We start from the raw sequence: 15,058 nt of genomic DNA, 5'->3' as shown, positions 1-15,058 counted from the left end.
CTTTTTCCGTTAAATGTGCAAAGTTTTATTCCCTTTTTCTCCCATTCCGTTAAACTATTTTTCTCCCCTCCCGTCTAAAAGAGCATAGTAGACATTGATAAACAGCTTTGATGAAGAAAACATTATTATTGACCGTACTGCTGCTGGCAACAATCGTTGTGAATGCACAGGACAGGTTCATCAGAGGGACAGTGGTGGATCGTGACACGCAGGAGCCCATGATGCAAACCACCGTCCAACTGCTCAAGACCGACAGCACGTATGTGGGCGGGGCCATTACGGATGAGAAAGGACTCTTCCGCATCACGGCACCGGCCGACGGAAAGTATCTTTTGAAAATCTCGAATGTGGGCTATCAGACCACCGTGAAGCGCGTAGAGATATCCCATGCAAAGGATTTGGATATGGGAAAGATTGTTGTGGGTGCCGATGCCGTCATGCTCAAAGGGGCTGTGGTGACGGCCCAGGCACAAAAGGTGGTGCTCAAGGAAGATACCTTTGTTTATAACTCTGCAGCCTTCCGCACTCCCGAAGGTTCGACGATAGAAGAGCTGGTAAAGCGGCTTCCCGGTGCAGAGGTAGACGACAACGGGACCATTAAAATCAATGGTAAGGAGGTGAAGAAGATACTTGTCGACGGCAAGGAGTTTATGGTGGGAGACACCAAGACGGCTTTGAAAAACCTGCCCACCTCCATTGTGGATAAAATCAAAGCCTACGACGAGCGCAGCGATCTCTCCCGGGTGACGGGCATAGATGATGGTGAGGAGCAGACCGTGCTTGATTTTGGCATCAAACCGGGTATGAACAAAGGTGTGTTTTCCAATATTGACCTCGCCGCCGGAACGCACGACCGCTATGCCGAGCGCATGATGGGTGCATGGTTCAACGACAAGCAACGTCTGATGCTTTTTGCACAGGCCAACAACACCAATGACCGTGGTTTTCCCGGAGGTGGCGGTCGGGGCCATTTCGGAGGCGGCAGGCAGGGACTCAACGCCTCGAAGATGGTGGGAGCCAACTATAACTATGAGGAGAAAAACAGGTTGAAGGTGGATGCGAGTCTGCGTTGGAACCACTCCGATGGCGATGCCTATTCCACGACTTCGGCAGAGAATTTCGTCAGTCGTGTAGGGGCATTCTCCAACAGCGTCCGCCAGAACTACACACGTAGCAACAGTTGGGACGGTCGCATGCGCCTGGAGTGGCAGCCCGACACGCTGACCGACATCATGTTCCGCCCCTCTTTCACGTGGAGTACGGGCGACGGGCGCGCCCATCGTTTCTCGGCCAGCTATAACGACAACCCCTATCTCTATGTGACTGCACCTCTCACGGCGGAGAGCATCGCCAAGTTAGCTGCCGACAGTCTGATAATGAACACGCAAGATAACAATAGTATCAGTTACAATAGCAGCAACAGCCTGCGTGGTATGTTGCAATACAACCGGCGGTTGGGCAGCGGTGGCCGCAATTTCACTCTCCGTGTGGATGGCAGCTACGGCAAGACTGACGTGAGAAGTCTTTCCACTAATGCCGTGCATCTGTATATGGTGCGAAACGCGCTTGGTCTCGATTCCACCTATCAGACCAACCGTTACAGTCTCACCCCGACACGCAACTACAGCTACAGTGCCCAGGCCACCTACAGCGAACCACTTTGGCGGGCCACTTTCTTGCAGTTGAGCTACAAGTTCACCTATAATTATAGCAAGAGCGACCGCGACACCTATGATTTCAGCAATCTTGGTGAAGGCTTCTTTTCGGGTTTGACGCCGGCCTACAGAGGCTGGGACAGCTATCTTTCCCGGCTTCCCCATCCGCTTGACTATTATCTTGACAACGATTTGAGCCGCTACTCCGAATATCGCAACTATATCCACGAGTTGCAGCTCATGCTCCGGCTTGTGCGTAAGAAGTATAATCTCAATGCGGGCATTATGGTGCAGCCGCAAGAGTCGAAATATCTGCAAGACTATCAGGGCATCCATGTGGACACTACGCGCACGGTGACCAACTTCTCGCCGACATTCGATTTCCGCTATCGTTTTAGCAAAGTGAGCAATCTGCGCATCAACTATCGTGGCACCACGTCGCAACCTTCGATGAGCCAGTTGCTCGACATCACCGACGACAGCGATCCGCTCAATGTCTCTAAAGGTAATCCCGGCCTGAAGCCCTCGTTCACCAATCGGTTCCGACTGTTCTACAACAACTACATGGAGCGTCGTCAACAAGCCATCATGACCTTCGTCAACTTCTCGACCACCCGCAACAGCATAGCCGACAAGGTGACCTACGATGAAACCACGGGTGGACGAACCACCAGGCCGGAGAATATCAACGGTAATTGGGATGCAAATGGTGCGTTTATGTTCAACACAGCCATTGACTCTGCGGGCTATTGGAATGTGAATACCTTTACCAATGTCAACTTCAACAACTATGTGGGCTATTTGAGTCTGAATAGGTTGAGCGACTCGCAGCGCAACCGCACTCGCACACTCATGCTTGGTGAGCGACTTGCCGGAGGCTATCGCAACGAGTGGTTGGAGGTGGAACTCGACGGCTCGTTCAATTACACCCATGCCCGCAACCTGCTTCAGTCGCAGAGCGATCTCGACACTTGGCAGTTTGCCTACGGAGCTACGTTGAACCTCAGTCTGCCGTGGGGCATGCGGCTCTCTACCGACATACATCAGAACAGTCGGCGGGGCTATAGCGATGCTTCGATGAACACGAACGAACTGGTGTGGAACGCACAGCTCTCGCAGGGGCTTCTCAAGGGTAACGCCTTAACGCTGAGCCTGCAACTGTTCGACATCTTGCACCGGCAGAGCAACTTCAGTCGTACGATCAATGCCATACAGCGTGCCGACACCGAGTACAACAGCATCAACAGCTATGCTATGTTCCATGCCATCTACCGGCTCAATCTCTTCGGAGGTAAAGAAGCTCGTGAACAGATGCGCAGGCCCGGTGACGGTCGCCGACCCGATTTTGGCCGTCCTGAATTTCGGGGAGATCACGGTGGCTTCGGTGGCGGAAGGCGTCCCGGTGGCGGAGGCTTCGGAGGGCCAATGATGTAGCCATATATGCGACAAATCCCTGCAAGGCAGCCATGCCTGCAGGGATTTGTCCTTTTGTCAATCAAAATAACACCTATTAAGATAGCCTCACGGCCGAGTTTTTAGGTTCTGTCGTTAACCATTATGTTTTATCTGTTATCAATCTTCTTTGTTATTGTCGGCCTGACAGTCTATCCGATACTGATTTGTCGGGCTATCTTCTGTTCTTCCACCTTCACTTTGGGCAGTTCGATGGTAAGCACTCCGTCGGCCACACGGGCTGCAATCTTTTCCTTGTCCACATCTTCGGGCAGGATGAGTGTTTGTTCAAACTTTGCGTAGGCAAACTCGCGACGTAAGTAGTGTACTTGTTCTTGCGCCTGTTCGCGCTTGTTCTCCATTTTAATAGTGAGGTCGCCGTCAGCATTGATGTTCACATCGAAGTCTTCTTTGCGCATACCCGGGGCAGCCACATCCACGACATATTTGTCTTGAAACTCCCTCACGTTGATAGCGGGAGCCGTGGCATTAGCTTTCGGCATGTTGGCAGCGGTGAAAAAGTCGTTGAACACTTCGGGAATCCACGAATTTCTATAAGCAGGTATCATAGTCTTGTCTCCTATTTGTTTAAAGGGTTTGTATATTCTTTCCTTGCTACGCGGAGGCGGCTGCTTGTGGCAGACATTGCCTTGGCGTTTACGTATGATGGTATTGCAAGTTACATACCAATGCGGAAAATGCGCCATATTGTCATGAGGTAAAGACAATATGGCGCATTCGGCGTGCTCTTTTGTTATCTAATGACTATCAGCTTTCCTGCCCACAAAAGTGAGGAGGAGGTTGTTGGGGGGCGTGAGTTTCGTGTCGGTGTCTTCCTCATGATAGGACACATCATTGATGGTGTGGACTTCGAGTTTTGTTCATGAGGTTTTTGTGTGCCATTCGGTCAGTGCGAGGTTGATCGGGTAGCTGTTGTAGGGAGTGTAAGTGGCTGTAAAAGTGGTGTTTGTGACGGTGTGGAATGTGTTGAAATTGGCATTGTAGAGAGTACATTCGGCTCCTTTGTCAGCCTCACATGGGAGGCCAATATGCCATTGTCTTTCATGAGTTGGGCTGCCAGACGGGCAATGAGAGTGGCTCCGGTGGCATTGAGGTGGGTGCTGCCATTGCCGTCGCTCAGCAATGTGTGGCATTGGGTGTCACCATAGCTGAGAAAGAGGTGGCGGGTGGCTTCGGTGAGGTCGAGAAACGGCACTTTCATTTCTTCGGCCACCTGTCTCATTTGCCATACGTAGTCCATGGTATGGTCATCGGCCGGTCTCTTTTGGGCGGTCTTCAGACCGTTGGAATCTATGTAGTTGAACTTGTCGCCCAAGTCGTGCCGACCATTGCGACGGATGTCGTGGGCATCGAAATACAGACGGCATATAGGGCTGACGAATACAGGCGTGCAACCGGCTTGGCGCGTCTCATTAACATAGCGCCGGAGATATTGCTTGTAGGTGTCGAAAGGTGTTGTCCCCCGATAGTCCACTGCCCGGGCTGCACTATCGTTACCCATGTACCGATAGTAGGCGATGAGCGAATCGCCGTCGGTTCCACCGGTTTTCTCATCGTTGTGGGCAAATTGGATGAGCACGTAGTCACCGGCTTCCATCTGTCGTTTCACGCTTTGCCAGTAAGCTGCCTCCCGATAGAAGCTCTTGCTGCTGGCACCTCCTTTGGCCCGGTTGTTCACCGTCACTCCCTCCAGAAATAATTGCAGATACTGTGCCCATCCGCGCGTCACGCGGTTTTCTTCGTAGTTGGCCATGGTGGAATCACCGATGGTGTGTACTTTGATACCTGCCGTGGGGAGTGAGAGCATCAGTGCCACGCCAATGGCAGTTAAAGATTTGAAGTTTTTCATCATGCTTGTTTTAATAGATTGTCAAGTTATGTTTTTGTGCAAAGGTAATATGGAAACTGCGATGGGGAGGGGTGATATTATGGAAAATGTGGGGGGCTTTTGTGTCATGATGCAAGTTTCTCCGGGCTTTGCGTGCCAGTTGGGGGAATGCTGAAGAGTATAGCGCGAAGCATACACGGAAAATGAAAAAGGCTTACATGGTTTTCAGGCATAAAAGTATAGTGGTGGCGTTGGGCTGTCCGAAAAAAATAAGAATGGGGGACTTTGCTTGTCGGGGAGGCCGAATGAAAATGTGAAACGGGCACACTTGGACGCCCGCTCGGGCCGATCGTCGATGCCGGTGTGCCCCTTTTACACGACCATTCGGGCCTGATGATACCCACGGAAGGGGCTGTTCCACCTTTGGGGAAGTAGGGAACTGAAAAAAGGGAGCATTTATGTGCTCCCTTGGCTGTTGCAAAGATAATATAAGAAAGGTGGAAATACAAATTGGAGGTGAATAATTCTGACAAGGCTCACAGCCGTTCATCAGTTGGTGCGGTGCGTTCTGCCCGGTAGTCGGATGGAGATTGGCCAACGGAAGAGCGGAATATTTTCCCAAAATATTTTGGGTCGTTGAAACCGCAACTGTAGGCTACCTCGGAGATGGAGTTGTCGGTCTCGGCAAGGAGTCGGCAGGCATGCTTGATGCGTGCCTCGCGCAGGAACTCGGCAGGCGTGATGCCCAGCAACTGTTTCATCTTTCGGTTGAGACCCGAGCGAGAGGTGGCGGTGGCTTCTGCCATGTCTCCAATATTGGCTTCGGGGTCGGAAAGGTGGCTCTCGATAAATGACACCACACGCTTCATGAAAGCATCATCGGCTGTCGAGAGTGAGGGTGAAGGTGGCGGGACAGCCGGTTGGGGGGATGTTTCTACGTGGGAAAGGGTGGAGGAAGATGGTGTTTTTGAAGCGTTGGCATGAAGCAAGGCAAGATAGGCTTCAAGAGTTTCGTGCTGCAAGTGGCGTATGCGGCGTATGTAGTACCACGTGTAGATGCCCCCACCCAGCAGACTTATGATGCAAAGCAGACCGAGCAGGTGAGCCCACCAAGTTTCGGAAAACCGTGGTTCTACTTCGATTCGAAGTGTGTAGATATTGTTTACCCAAATGCCGTCGGCATTGGTACTCTTGAGTTGCAAGGTGTAGTTACCGGGGGCAAGGTCGGGAAGGGTGAGCCGGTGGTTATGTCCGAGCTGTGACCATTTGTCTCCCGTGTGCAGACGGAAGGCATAGTTGATGTTTTCGGGAGCGCGCAGGTCGAGAGCGGCAAACTGGAGGGTGAGATTTCGCTCTTCGGGTGGCAAGGTGAGTGAGCGCAGTCGGGACACGGCATAGCGCATTGCACTTTGGCCGGTCTGCACGCCCGTGAGCAGCAGTCGGGGAGTATAGGTGTTGCGATTCAATATGGAGGGTTGCAAGGTGAATGCTCCATCTTGCAGGCCGAAGAGCCAACGGCCGTCGGGCAGCAGGAGAGGATGGGCTTCGGAGAAGTGGTACCGGTTGTGGAAGAAACTCTGGTCGTAGTTGCCCACCGTGCCATTATCCGGATGGAGCACCATGAGCCGGTTGTTGCCTACAATCCAAATGCACCCTTCATGCTCGGCCATTGAGAGTGTGATATCGTTATCGAGTCCGTTTCCGGAGTTGAAGTGGCGGAAGAGGAGGGTTGGGGTCGAAAGGTCGGTGGAGAGTAATTGGTTCACGCCACCGCTTTCCGTGCATACGAAGAGACGGTGGTGGCTGTCTTCGAGTATATGCATGATGGCACTACTGCTCAGGCTTGAGGCTCTGTGTGCCTCTTTCCGATGTATATGGAAAGTCATTTGTGTCACGTTGCCATGGGTGGGAATGCGCCCAATGGCCAGTCCTTCAGTGGTGGCAGCGAGCAGGAACCCGTCGCGGGTAAGATGCAAATAGCGCACTTTGAGGTTGCGGGTGGAATGGATGGAGGCGAGTTTGCCATTCTGCAAGCAGAAGATGCCGTCGCCAAGGGTGGCTATCCAAAGACGTCCGCGGGTGTCTTGTTTGATGTCGTAGACATGATTGGCCGTGGGGTTGCCATTTATCTTGGCCGGTTCGAAATGAGATATGGAGAAATGCCCATTATGCTCTTTCAGAGCAAACAGGCCGTCGGGTTTGCTGCCGAGCCAAATAGTGCCGTTGGCAGCTTGAAAGAGACAGTAAGTGGGATGCCCGAATGGGTGGGGAGATGGGGAGAGTGTACCGTTGGGAGTGAGATAGCCCAAAAGTCGATGGTCTTGGGTGAAAAGCCTTACCGTGCCTTGCCGGTCTTTTCCGGCCACCCAATAGCGATGGCGGTTGTCGAGCAAAAAGGCGCGTATGTGTTCTTTGAGTGGTGAAGAGGGAAACGGTGTAACCGGCGAGTCGAAATAGGATGTTTTGAGCAGGAAGTTGTCGGCGATGAGCCATTTGGAGCCTTGTCGGTCGGTGAGTTCCATGCGCAGGCTGTCATTGTCATGTATTAGATGGGCCTGCCGGTGTGCATATTCGCTGTTGAGTCGGTGGTTTTCCGATTCGCTTACAGGACTAAAACGCCCTGAGTGTTGGGAGAAAAGATACCAATGGTCATCGGTCTTGCAAAAGATGTCGCCTTGTTTGTTTTCGCGTATGTCGCGAATACGGTCGGTTTTCATATCGCAACCGTCTCCGGCTTGCGACTTGAAGGTGACCAGTTCGTAACCGTCGAAACGGTTGAGCCCGTTCCATGTGGCAAACCATAGAAATCCCCAACGGTCTTGAAGAGCCCGTGTGACATGCCATTGTTCCGGAATCCGATTTTCATCGTAGCGGGTGACACGGCTCAAGGGACGGGCTGAGAGCGACAGGCTCAACAACCCAAGGAGGAGAAAAAAGGTTTGCCTCATGGTGTGGGGTGGCAGATGCCGCCTTACTTGGTTGCTACCGGTGCGTCGGTGCGGTTGTCTACGTTATCACCCTCGGTGGGAGCCAACACTTCCTTGAAATTGTTGTAACCGTTTTGTATGAGGATGTTATACCACTGCAACAGCTTCTTGATGTCGCTGTCATGCACACGGTCGCGGTCGTAGTCGGGAAGCACTTCTGCGAAATAGGCGTGAAGCTCGGTGGCGGAAGCCTTCTTGTAGTTAAAAGCACTCTCTTGGCCGTTTTCTTTCTTGCCTACATTCTCAAGCACCTGCCACAAGGGGATGTCTTCTGCGTCGGTGTACATGGCTATATCGGCCAGACTGGTGACGCGGTCGCTGGCAAAAGCCGGCATACGCTTTTTGGCTTGGTCGAGAGATTCCACAATCAGATTCATCTTGCCGCGTGAAACCAGACGATAGAGTCCAGGCTTACCGGCAATAGCTAAAATTGTTTCCATTGTTCTTGTTCTTTATTTATTGTATAGGGTTTGTCTTCTTGATAGGGAGGGGCGTAGTCGGCAAAGAAAGCAAGTTGGCGATCTGTGCTTCGAGGTCGGCATGTCCGTCGTTGACGATGACATAGTCGCTGCGCCTTGCCACCTCTTCCTGCGGTAGTTGGCTGTCTATCCAGGCGAGGGCTTTTTCGCGCGAGATGTGATCGCGCAGCATGATGCGCTGCACGCGGACTTCGAGTGGAGCGGTGACACAGACCACCCTGTCGAAGTGAAGACGACGGTTGAAGCCGCTGTCAAAGAGGATGGCACTCTCAAGCCATTCATAGCCAGACCGTTCAAAGTCTTGGGCCACGGCCGGATGCACAATGTCGTTGACGGCCTGCTTGTTGGCCTCGCCCGCCAGCAGAAAGGTGGCCAGCACTTGTTTCTGCAACACCTTATTATTATACACTTCTTCCCCTACAAGTAGGCGAAGGGCCTGTTGCAGTGCCGGATCGGTGTGCATCAAGTGTTTGGCTGCGGCATCGCAGTCGTAGACTTTAATGCCGTGTGCTTCTAACAGCCGGCATACATGGCTCTTGCCACTGCCTATACCACCGGTGATGGCCGTGCGAAAGAGAGAAGGGATGCTGTTGTTCATTTTTCGGCAGATGGGAGAGGACAAGGTTATTGTTGCTCTATGAGATAATCCACCCGATTCATCTCCAAATGTGCCTTGAGCACCGTAGGAGGTGTTTTGCGTAGCAGGAGCGAACACTTGTCGGAGGGGTGACTGGCGAAGTCATTGTAGTCGGCCACCACTTCGAAGTCGCTGTCTTTAATGCTGCGGAATAGGCTGGCTCCCACAATGAACTGCACGCGCACCTTGGCGGGAAAAGTACGCAGTGTTTTTCCATCGGGCATGTTGATGGCCTTGATGGGCACTTCTATGTTTTCCTCGGTGAGAATGTCGGGATAGAGGGCCATCTTCACCCGATCGGGCATCATCTTCACCCCTCTGATAGGCTTGAGACCCACCTCCTGCACCACGGTGTCTCCGAGATGGGAGATGTAGAACGGTTGGGTAGTGACATACCTGATGCTGTCAAGCAGATGCTCGTTGGCATAAATGGTTATCTGCCGGGGGAAAAACTGTGTGCGGGCCAGATAGTAGCTGTTGTCTGTCACCACCTTGCCCGACATGCGGATGGGCACTGTTTTGGAACGTCCGTAGTTGAAGAAAAACTCCATGTGGTCGGGTGTCACCTTGGTCAATTTCGACGAACCAAACAGTTGGGCCGTAATTTGCTTCACGATGTCGGTATGGGGGATGATTCCTTTTCCCGAGGCCTTGGCGTAGGAAGTGAATTTAAAGGACAGGGGGCGGAATTTCCGTCCCGTCAGATAAGTGACCAGTGTGAATCCCTTGTCGCGGATGGTGACATGTATGGTGTCATCGATGTCGCCCGTGATGACGACATTCTTGGGTACTCCCACCAATCGGGGTGTCACGGGATATTCATACTCGTAGGTCTCGTTGAGAGCCATGAGCAACCAGAATGTTCCACTCAGAAAGAGAAAGAACAAAAAAATCAGAAACTCCTTGTTCACAGAACTGAACAGGAAGTTCCTGACAAGGCGGTATATCCGCGACAGATTATTCATGTGTGTGCAACTTATGCTCTGCAGGCAATGGCTACAAAGTGGTTATTGCTGCTGTTGGGGAGCGCTTTTGAAAACACAGTTTTTCTCTACGGTGATGATCACACCACGGGCAATCTCCACCTCAACGGTATTTGTGTTGAGGTCTACGCTCTTGACCGTACCGTGTACACCGCCTTGTGTTACCACTTCCGTTCCGTTCTGTAACGAGTTTTGGAAATTGCGGATTTCTTTCTGGCGCTTCTGTTGCGGGCGCATCATGAAAAACCAAATAATGGCGAAAATGGCGATCATCATAATGAGGAACGTCATGGAGCCTCCTCCTTGGGCTGCCTGGGCGGCAAGAAACATTGTTGTCATGTTTGTTTGTTGTATTTATTGTTATTTTTTGTTATTTGTCGGTTGTGGATACGGTGTCATCTCCTTCCGGTCTATGCTCAACCTCTTTGCTTTCTTCCTCCTTCTTGACCGGAGTGATCTTTTCACCCTTAGGTTTCCTTTCGGGCACCGGCTTGAGCATTTTTCCATTTTTGGCCAGGAAACGGGCAATGTTGTCCAACATCCCATTGATGTAGCCACCGCTGCGCGGGGTGCTGTAAACCTTGGCGAGGTTCACGTATTCATTGATGGTCACACTGACAGGGATGCCCGGGAACGTGAGCATTTCGGCAATGGCGATCTGCATGATCACCACATCCATATAAGCCAAACGTGAAAAGTCCCAGTTGCGACTCGCATCGCTCATGTAGCGCTGATATTGGTCGGCATTGAGGATGGTGGCACGAAACAGTTTGCGGGCAAACTCGCGGTCTTCCTCATCTTTATATTCCGGCAGCAATTCTTGATTGCTCTTGTTGGCCGGATCGAAGCGCTTGATGGTTTTCACTACAAATGTGTCTACCACTTCTTTGTCGTCGTTCCAGTAGAGACTCTTCTCCTCAAGCACGGCATTCAGCTCGTCGTTGTCTTCTATGAGCTGGCGGTATATCTTGCGCCACACTTCACGGTCGGCATCGTAACTGTCGGTTGTGTCGGCCATGTAGTCGATGTAGATTTGGCTCTGCTCTATCTGGGTGAGTAGTTTGCGTACATATTCTATGTCATCTTTCCAAGTCTGCTTCTGGTTTTCCATAAACTCGCAGAGCATCTTGTTCTCTTCGAGTTGGACGGCAAATTTGTTGTAGGCAAACTTGGCTGAAGGTGGTTCCGTGCCTTCACGCTGCGCACGGGTGGTGGCCACTTCCACCTTGTGACGTGCCTCTTGTGTCAGAGCTACGATGAGTCCTAACAAATAATTATAGAGATCATAGGCCTTGGAAAGGCTGAAGAGCAGCTCTTTCTCGGCATTATCCATATTTTTGTTGCCGTTTTGATAGTATGCGTAGGTTAACTGGACTATCTTAATTCTTATCAACTCCCGATTTATCATTCTCTAACAATATTGGTTTGATTATAAAAAAATGTGTATATACTTACGATGCAAAGATAGAAAAAAAACGCTTATCGTGCAAACAAAACGCTTTTTTTCTATGTTTTTTTATACATTTGTTGGACAACTCGCGGAAAAAGTGTACCTTTGCACCGCTTTTCGAATAGAGAGTGGCGGGCTGCCGCATCTCTGTGTGATGGCGAATTAATAAATACAATTTAATTTAGAGTAACACATTATGAAAGAGATCAACGTAACAGGTCAGAAGCGTACAGACCTTGGTAAGAAAGCTTCTAAACTCCTTCGCAAAGAGGGAATGGTGCCTTGCAACCTCTATGGTGAGGCCAAGAAGGACGGTAAGCCCGTGGCACTGTCTTTCGCATCGCCCATGAGCGAACTCCGCAAGATTGTTTACACACCTCATATCTATGTTATCAATCTCATTATTGACGGTGAGAGCCACACGGCCATCATGAAGGAATTGCAGTTCGATCCCGTTACCGATGCTGTGATACACATCGATTTCCTTGAGGTGAACGACCAGAAACCTATCACTATCGGCATTCCCGTTAAACTCGTGGGTTTGGCACAGGGTGTGCGTGACGGTGGTCGCATGAACCTTTCGATCCGCAAGATCAATGTGACGGCTCCTTATCAGCAGATTCCCGAGCATCTTGATATAGACGTTACCGCTCTGAAGATCGGTAAGAGCATCAAGGTGGGCGAGCTCTCTTTCGAGGGTCTTGATATTGCCACAAGCAAGGAGGTTGTGGTTTGCTCTATCAAGATGACTCGTGCTGCACAGTTGGCCGCACAGCAGACCACTGAAGAGACTGCCGAGTAAAGACTATAACGGAGGGTGCTTCCCGGCACCTCTCTTTTAGCACTTTGATAAATGGATAAATATTTGATTTGTGGACTTGGCAACCCGGGTGATGAATATGCGGGGACAAGACACAATACAGGTTTTATGGTATTGGACGCTTTTGCTAAGGCGTCCAATATTTGTTTTGAGGACAAGCGTTATGGATTTGTGGCAGAGACCTCCATCAAGGGAAGGAAAGTATTCTTGTTGAAGCCTACCACGTTTATGAATCTCAGTGGCAATGCCGTGCGCTATTGGCTCAACAAGGAGAATATAGACGAGAGTCGGTTGCTTGTTGTCAGTGATGACGTGGCTCTTCCGCTCGGAGCGTTCCGGCTGAAAGGGAGCGGTAGCAATGGTGGGCACAACGGATTGGGGCATATCCAACAGATGATAGGCCCCGATTATGCTCGTCTGCGCATGGGCGTCGGCAACGACTATCCGCGTGGTGGTCAGATAGACTGGGTGTTGGGCCACTATTCCGAGGACGAGAAGAAGGAGTTGCAGCCTGCCATCGACACTGCGGTCGACATCATAAAGAGCTTTGTCTTGGCCGGCATTGATATCACGATGAACCAATATAACAAATTAGGTAAGAAATGAACGATGTAGCACGTGTCGACAAATGGCTTTGGGCCGCTCGCATCTATAAAACCCGTTCGTTGGCCGCTGATGCCTGTAAGAACAGCCGTGTCACCATCAACGGTGTCAATGTGAAACCTTCACATACTATTAAGGTGGGTGAGGTGATTAGCGTGAAGAAGTCTCCTGTGGTCTATTCTTTCCGTGTGCTCAAGTGCATAGAGCAGCGGGTAGGTGCCAAGCTGCTCCCCGAGGTCTATGAAAATGTCACCGATCCGAAACAATACGAGTTGTTGGAAATGAGCCGTATCAGTGGTTTCGTCGACCGTGCCCGTGGAACGGGACGGCCCACCAAGAAAGAACGGCGCGCACTCGATGCCTTTGTCGATCCTGCCATGTTCGGTTTTGAAGAGTTCGATGAGGAGTAGATGGTTGGCGGGGGTAAGTGTTTTTCATCGGAAAAATGGATATATGGTTATGGCAGGAAATAAAAAGAAATTAGCCGTTTTCGTTTCAGGAACCGGTACCAACTGCGAGAATATCATCCGATATTTCCGTCGCAGCGAAAGGGGAGAGGTGGCCCTTGTACTTTCCACCACGACCGGATGTTTGGCATTGGAGAAAGCGCAGCGGCTCGGAGTACCCACAATGTTCATGTCGCGGGAAGATTTTCGGTCAGGAAATCGGCTTCTGCCGGTGATGGATAGTTTTAAAATCGACTTCATTGTGTTGGCGGGTTTCCTTCAGCTCGTACCTGACTTTCTTCTCGGACGGTTCGATCATGCCATCATCAATATCCATCCGGCACTCTTGCCTAAGTTTGGCGGAAAGGGGATGTATGGCCACCATGTGCATGAAGCTGTCAAGGCGGCAGGGGAGACCGAAACTGGGATGACCGTACATTGGGTGACGAAAGATTATGATGCAGGTGAAATCATTGCCCAATTCCGTGTGCCTGTTTACCCCGATGACACCCCCGATGACATTGCCTATCGTGAGCATCTGCTCGAAATGGAACATTTCCCCAAAGTCATAGAAGGACTTTTAGGCGATTTGCACCTATAGAAACTTACTTGGCCGATAGTCGCCCATAAGTTGAAGGCCCGGGAAAAAGCATCTCCATTGATACTTTTTTTCCGGGCCTTTGTTGATAAGAATATCATTGGCGAGTTCTATTTAAAGATCTCTTCCAGCTTCTTTTGCAGGTTTTCGCCCCTTAAGTCCATGGCTATGATTTTGCCCTGTGGGTCTACGAGCACGTTGCTGGGGATGGAGTTTACTCCGTATTCGTCGTGTGCAGCAGTCTTCCAACCTTTCAAGTCACTCATTTGCGGCCACGACATACCGAGATCCACCACAGCCTGTTTCCACGCATCGGCCTTGCTGTCGAAGCTCACACCCACAATCTCGAATCCTTTGTCTCGGAAACGTTTGTAGGCTGTCACCACATTGGGCATTTCTTGACGGCAGGGGCCGCACCAACTTGCCCAGAAGTCTACAAGTACGTATTTCCCTTTGCCTACCCACTGTGACAGCTTGACCGGTGAACCGTTAAGGTTCTTCATGCTCAAATCTTTGAACATGATGCCCGGGGCGCGCTTTGAGATGGAGTTGTAGTAGGCCTTCACACTGGCAAATGCCGGATCATTGTAGTAGCCCGTGTTGGGATCCATGAGTTCCTTGAGCTGGTCGAAGTCCAGACTGTAAATAGCCTGACCGATGTATTTGGCAGGGATGGCCGTCTGCTTGAAGTCGTGTGCAATGTCGAGCACCACTTTGGTCATTCCGGCTTCAATCATTCCGGCCTTGGCCTCAATATCGGCTTTCTGTGCATCGGTGGTTCCTGCTGCCTGATAAGCCTCTACCAGTTTTCCGTATTCCTTTTGCAGTGAATCCATTCTTTGCTCATATACCTTGATGTCAGCGGTGTTTGGCTGTGTTGCCTTTTCCGTTTTAGGTTGTTGGCCGCATGCCGTAATCGAAGGCAATGCAATCAACATGAAGATAAGTAACTTTTTCATTTCTCTTTCATCATTAAATTTTTGTTCAATGCAAAAATACAAATAAATCTCCTATCACCGATTCTTTTAAAGACTTTTTATTCTTTGTTATAAAAGTTACAAATTGAGTTACTCCTTATTGGTACAAAAACTTTTTCTCT

Annotated in this window: 14 protein-coding genes; 5 read left to right on the top strand and 9 right to left on the bottom strand. The window is 50.7% G+C overall.

Translation table 11 applies throughout. The features are described 5' to 3' along the window. Window positions 1–110 precede the first annotated feature (110 nt). Window positions 111–3,089 carry a TonB-dependent receptor gene (locus HMPREF6485_RS09945; protein ID WP_004346290.1) on the top strand — a complete coding sequence of 993 codons (2,979 nt, stop codon included), beginning with the start codon at window positions 111–113 and terminating at the stop codon, window positions 3,087–3,089. Between the two features lie 170 nt (window positions 3,090–3,259). Here the strand turns inward: HMPREF6485_RS09945 and HMPREF6485_RS09940 are convergent, their stop codons facing one another. From HMPREF6485_RS09940 to nusB, 8 genes are all read right to left on the bottom strand, one after another. Then, a complete protein-coding gene (locus HMPREF6485_RS09940) occupies window positions 3,260–3,676 on the bottom strand; it encodes an Hsp20/alpha crystallin family protein (RefSeq protein WP_004343020.1) in 417 nt (138 codons plus the stop codon). 338 nt (window positions 3,677–4,014) lie between these two features. Beyond that, a complete protein-coding gene (locus tag HMPREF6485_RS09935) occupies window positions 4,015–4,980 on the bottom strand; it encodes a rhamnogalacturonan acetylesterase (RefSeq protein ID WP_155814406.1) in 966 nt (321 codons plus the stop codon). A gap of 512 nt (window positions 4,981–5,492) precedes the next feature. Further along, on the bottom strand, window positions 5,493–7,904 hold the full coding sequence (locus HMPREF6485_RS09930; protein ID WP_082231317.1) for a helix-turn-helix domain-containing protein: 2,412 nt from the start codon (window positions 7,902–7,904) through the stop codon (window positions 5,493–5,495). A gap of 23 nt (window positions 7,905–7,927) precedes the next feature. Continuing rightward, entirely contained in the window at window positions 7,928–8,383 is a 456-nt protein-coding gene (locus tag HMPREF6485_RS09925) for a DUF5606 family protein (RefSeq protein WP_004346282.1), read from the bottom strand. Between the two features lie 16 nt (window positions 8,384–8,399). Further along, complete coding sequence (gene coaE, locus HMPREF6485_RS09920; protein ID WP_004346281.1) at window positions 8,400–9,020, bottom strand: dephospho-CoA kinase; 621 nt, start codon at window positions 9,018–9,020, stop codon at window positions 8,400–8,402. Window positions 9,021–9,046: 26 nt separating this feature from the next. Further along, the gene (locus HMPREF6485_RS09915; RefSeq protein WP_004346279.1) at window positions 9,047–10,024 is read right to left on the bottom strand and encodes a CdaR family protein; all 978 of its coding nucleotides are present in this window, start codon (window positions 10,022–10,024) and stop codon (window positions 9,047–9,049) included. A gap of 42 nt (window positions 10,025–10,066) precedes the next feature. Further along, complete coding sequence (gene yajC, locus HMPREF6485_RS09910; RefSeq protein ID WP_004346278.1) at window positions 10,067–10,372, bottom strand: preprotein translocase subunit YajC; 306 nt, start codon at window positions 10,370–10,372, stop codon at window positions 10,067–10,069. 40 nt (window positions 10,373–10,412) lie between these two features. Then, a complete protein-coding gene (gene nusB / locus HMPREF6485_RS09905) occupies window positions 10,413–11,450 on the bottom strand; it encodes a transcription antitermination factor NusB (protein WP_004346277.1) in 1,038 nt (345 codons plus the stop codon). 238 nt (window positions 11,451–11,688) lie between these two features. Here nusB and HMPREF6485_RS09900 point away from each other — a divergent pair, with 238 nt between their 5' ends. Genes HMPREF6485_RS09900 through purN form a run of 4 tightly spaced genes read left to right on the top strand, consistent with a single transcriptional unit; the run spans window position 11,689 to window position 13,962 of the window. After that, window positions 11,689–12,294: a 50S ribosomal protein L25/general stress protein Ctc gene (locus HMPREF6485_RS09900; protein ID WP_004346274.1), complete on the top strand. Its 606-nt coding sequence runs from the start codon at window positions 11,689–11,691 to the stop codon at window positions 12,292–12,294. A gap of 51 nt (window positions 12,295–12,345) precedes the next feature. Continuing rightward, window positions 12,346–12,918 carry an aminoacyl-tRNA hydrolase gene (gene pth, locus HMPREF6485_RS09895; RefSeq protein ID WP_004346273.1) on the top strand — a complete coding sequence of 191 codons (573 nt, stop codon included), beginning with the start codon at window positions 12,346–12,348 and terminating at the stop codon, window positions 12,916–12,918. Continuing rightward, window positions 12,915–13,325 carry an RNA-binding S4 domain-containing protein gene (locus HMPREF6485_RS09890; protein WP_004343198.1) on the top strand — a complete coding sequence of 137 codons (411 nt, stop codon included), beginning with the start codon at window positions 12,915–12,917 and terminating at the stop codon, window positions 13,323–13,325. Before pth ends, HMPREF6485_RS09890 begins: the two co-directional genes overlap by 4 nt. Before the next feature lie 43 nt (window positions 13,326–13,368). Then, complete coding sequence (purN, locus tag HMPREF6485_RS09885) at window positions 13,369–13,962, top strand: phosphoribosylglycinamide formyltransferase (protein ID WP_044126388.1); 594 nt, start codon at window positions 13,369–13,371, stop codon at window positions 13,960–13,962. A gap of 107 nt (window positions 13,963–14,069) precedes the next feature. On the opposite strand, the gene HMPREF6485_RS09880 is transcribed toward purN, so the two are convergent. Further along, window positions 14,070–14,918, bottom strand: coding sequence for a TlpA family protein disulfide reductase (locus tag HMPREF6485_RS09880; RefSeq protein ID WP_004343196.1), 849 nt, complete (start codon window positions 14,916–14,918; stop codon window positions 14,070–14,072). Between the last annotated feature and the right edge of the window lie 140 nt (window positions 14,919–15,058).

Origin of the sequence: Segatella buccae ATCC 33574 (assembly GCF_000184945.1) — a bacterium.
Classification (GTDB): Bacteria; Bacteroidota; Bacteroidia; order Bacteroidales; family Bacteroidaceae; genus Prevotella; species Prevotella buccae.
This window is presented reverse-complemented; position numbering and strand designations above follow the sequence as displayed.

Bases quoted from the DNA above. Each gene is read 5' to 3' on its own strand.
- HMPREF6485_RS09945 (WP_004346290.1), top strand. From the start codon at position 111: ATGAAGAAAACATTATTATTGACCGTACTGCTGCTGGCAACAATCGTT.
- HMPREF6485_RS09940 (WP_004343020.1), bottom strand. From the start codon at position 3,676: ATGATACCTGCTTATAGAAATTCGTGGATTCCCGAAGTGTTCAACGAC.
- purN (WP_044126388.1), top strand. From the start codon at position 13,369: ATGGTTATGGCAGGAAATAAAAAGAAATTAGCCGTTTTCGTTTCAGGA.
- HMPREF6485_RS09935 (WP_155814406.1), bottom strand. From the start codon at position 4,980: ATGATGAAAAACTTCAAATCTTTAACTGCCATTGGCGTGGCACTGATG.
- pth (WP_004346273.1), top strand. From the start codon at position 12,346: ATGGATAAATATTTGATTTGTGGACTTGGCAACCCGGGTGATGAATAT.
- HMPREF6485_RS09925 (WP_004346282.1), bottom strand. From the start codon at position 8,383: ATGGAAACAATTTTAGCTATTGCCGGTAAGCCTGGACTCTATCGTCTG.
- HMPREF6485_RS09900 (WP_004346274.1), top strand. From the start codon at position 11,689: ATGAAAGAGATCAACGTAACAGGTCAGAAGCGTACAGACCTTGGTAAG.
- HMPREF6485_RS09915 (WP_004346279.1), bottom strand. From the start codon at position 10,024: ATGAATAATCTGTCGCGGATATACCGCCTTGTCAGGAACTTCCTGTTC.
- coaE (WP_004346281.1), bottom strand. From the start codon at position 9,020: ATGAACAACAGCATCCCTTCTCTCTTTCGCACGGCCATCACCGGTGGT.
- nusB (WP_004346277.1), bottom strand. From the start codon at position 11,450: ATGATAAATCGGGAGTTGATAAGAATTAAGATAGTCCAGTTAACCTAC.
- HMPREF6485_RS09890 (WP_004343198.1), top strand. From the start codon at position 12,915: ATGAACGATGTAGCACGTGTCGACAAATGGCTTTGGGCCGCTCGCATC.
- yajC (WP_004346278.1), bottom strand. From the start codon at position 10,372: ATGTTTCTTGCCGCCCAGGCAGCCCAAGGAGGAGGCTCCATGACGTTC.
- HMPREF6485_RS09880 (WP_004343196.1), bottom strand. From the start codon at position 14,918: ATGAAAAAGTTACTTATCTTCATGTTGATTGCATTGCCTTCGATTACG.
- HMPREF6485_RS09930 (WP_082231317.1), bottom strand. From the start codon at position 7,904: ATGAGGCAAACCTTTTTTCTCCTCCTTGGGTTGTTGAGCCTGTCGCTC.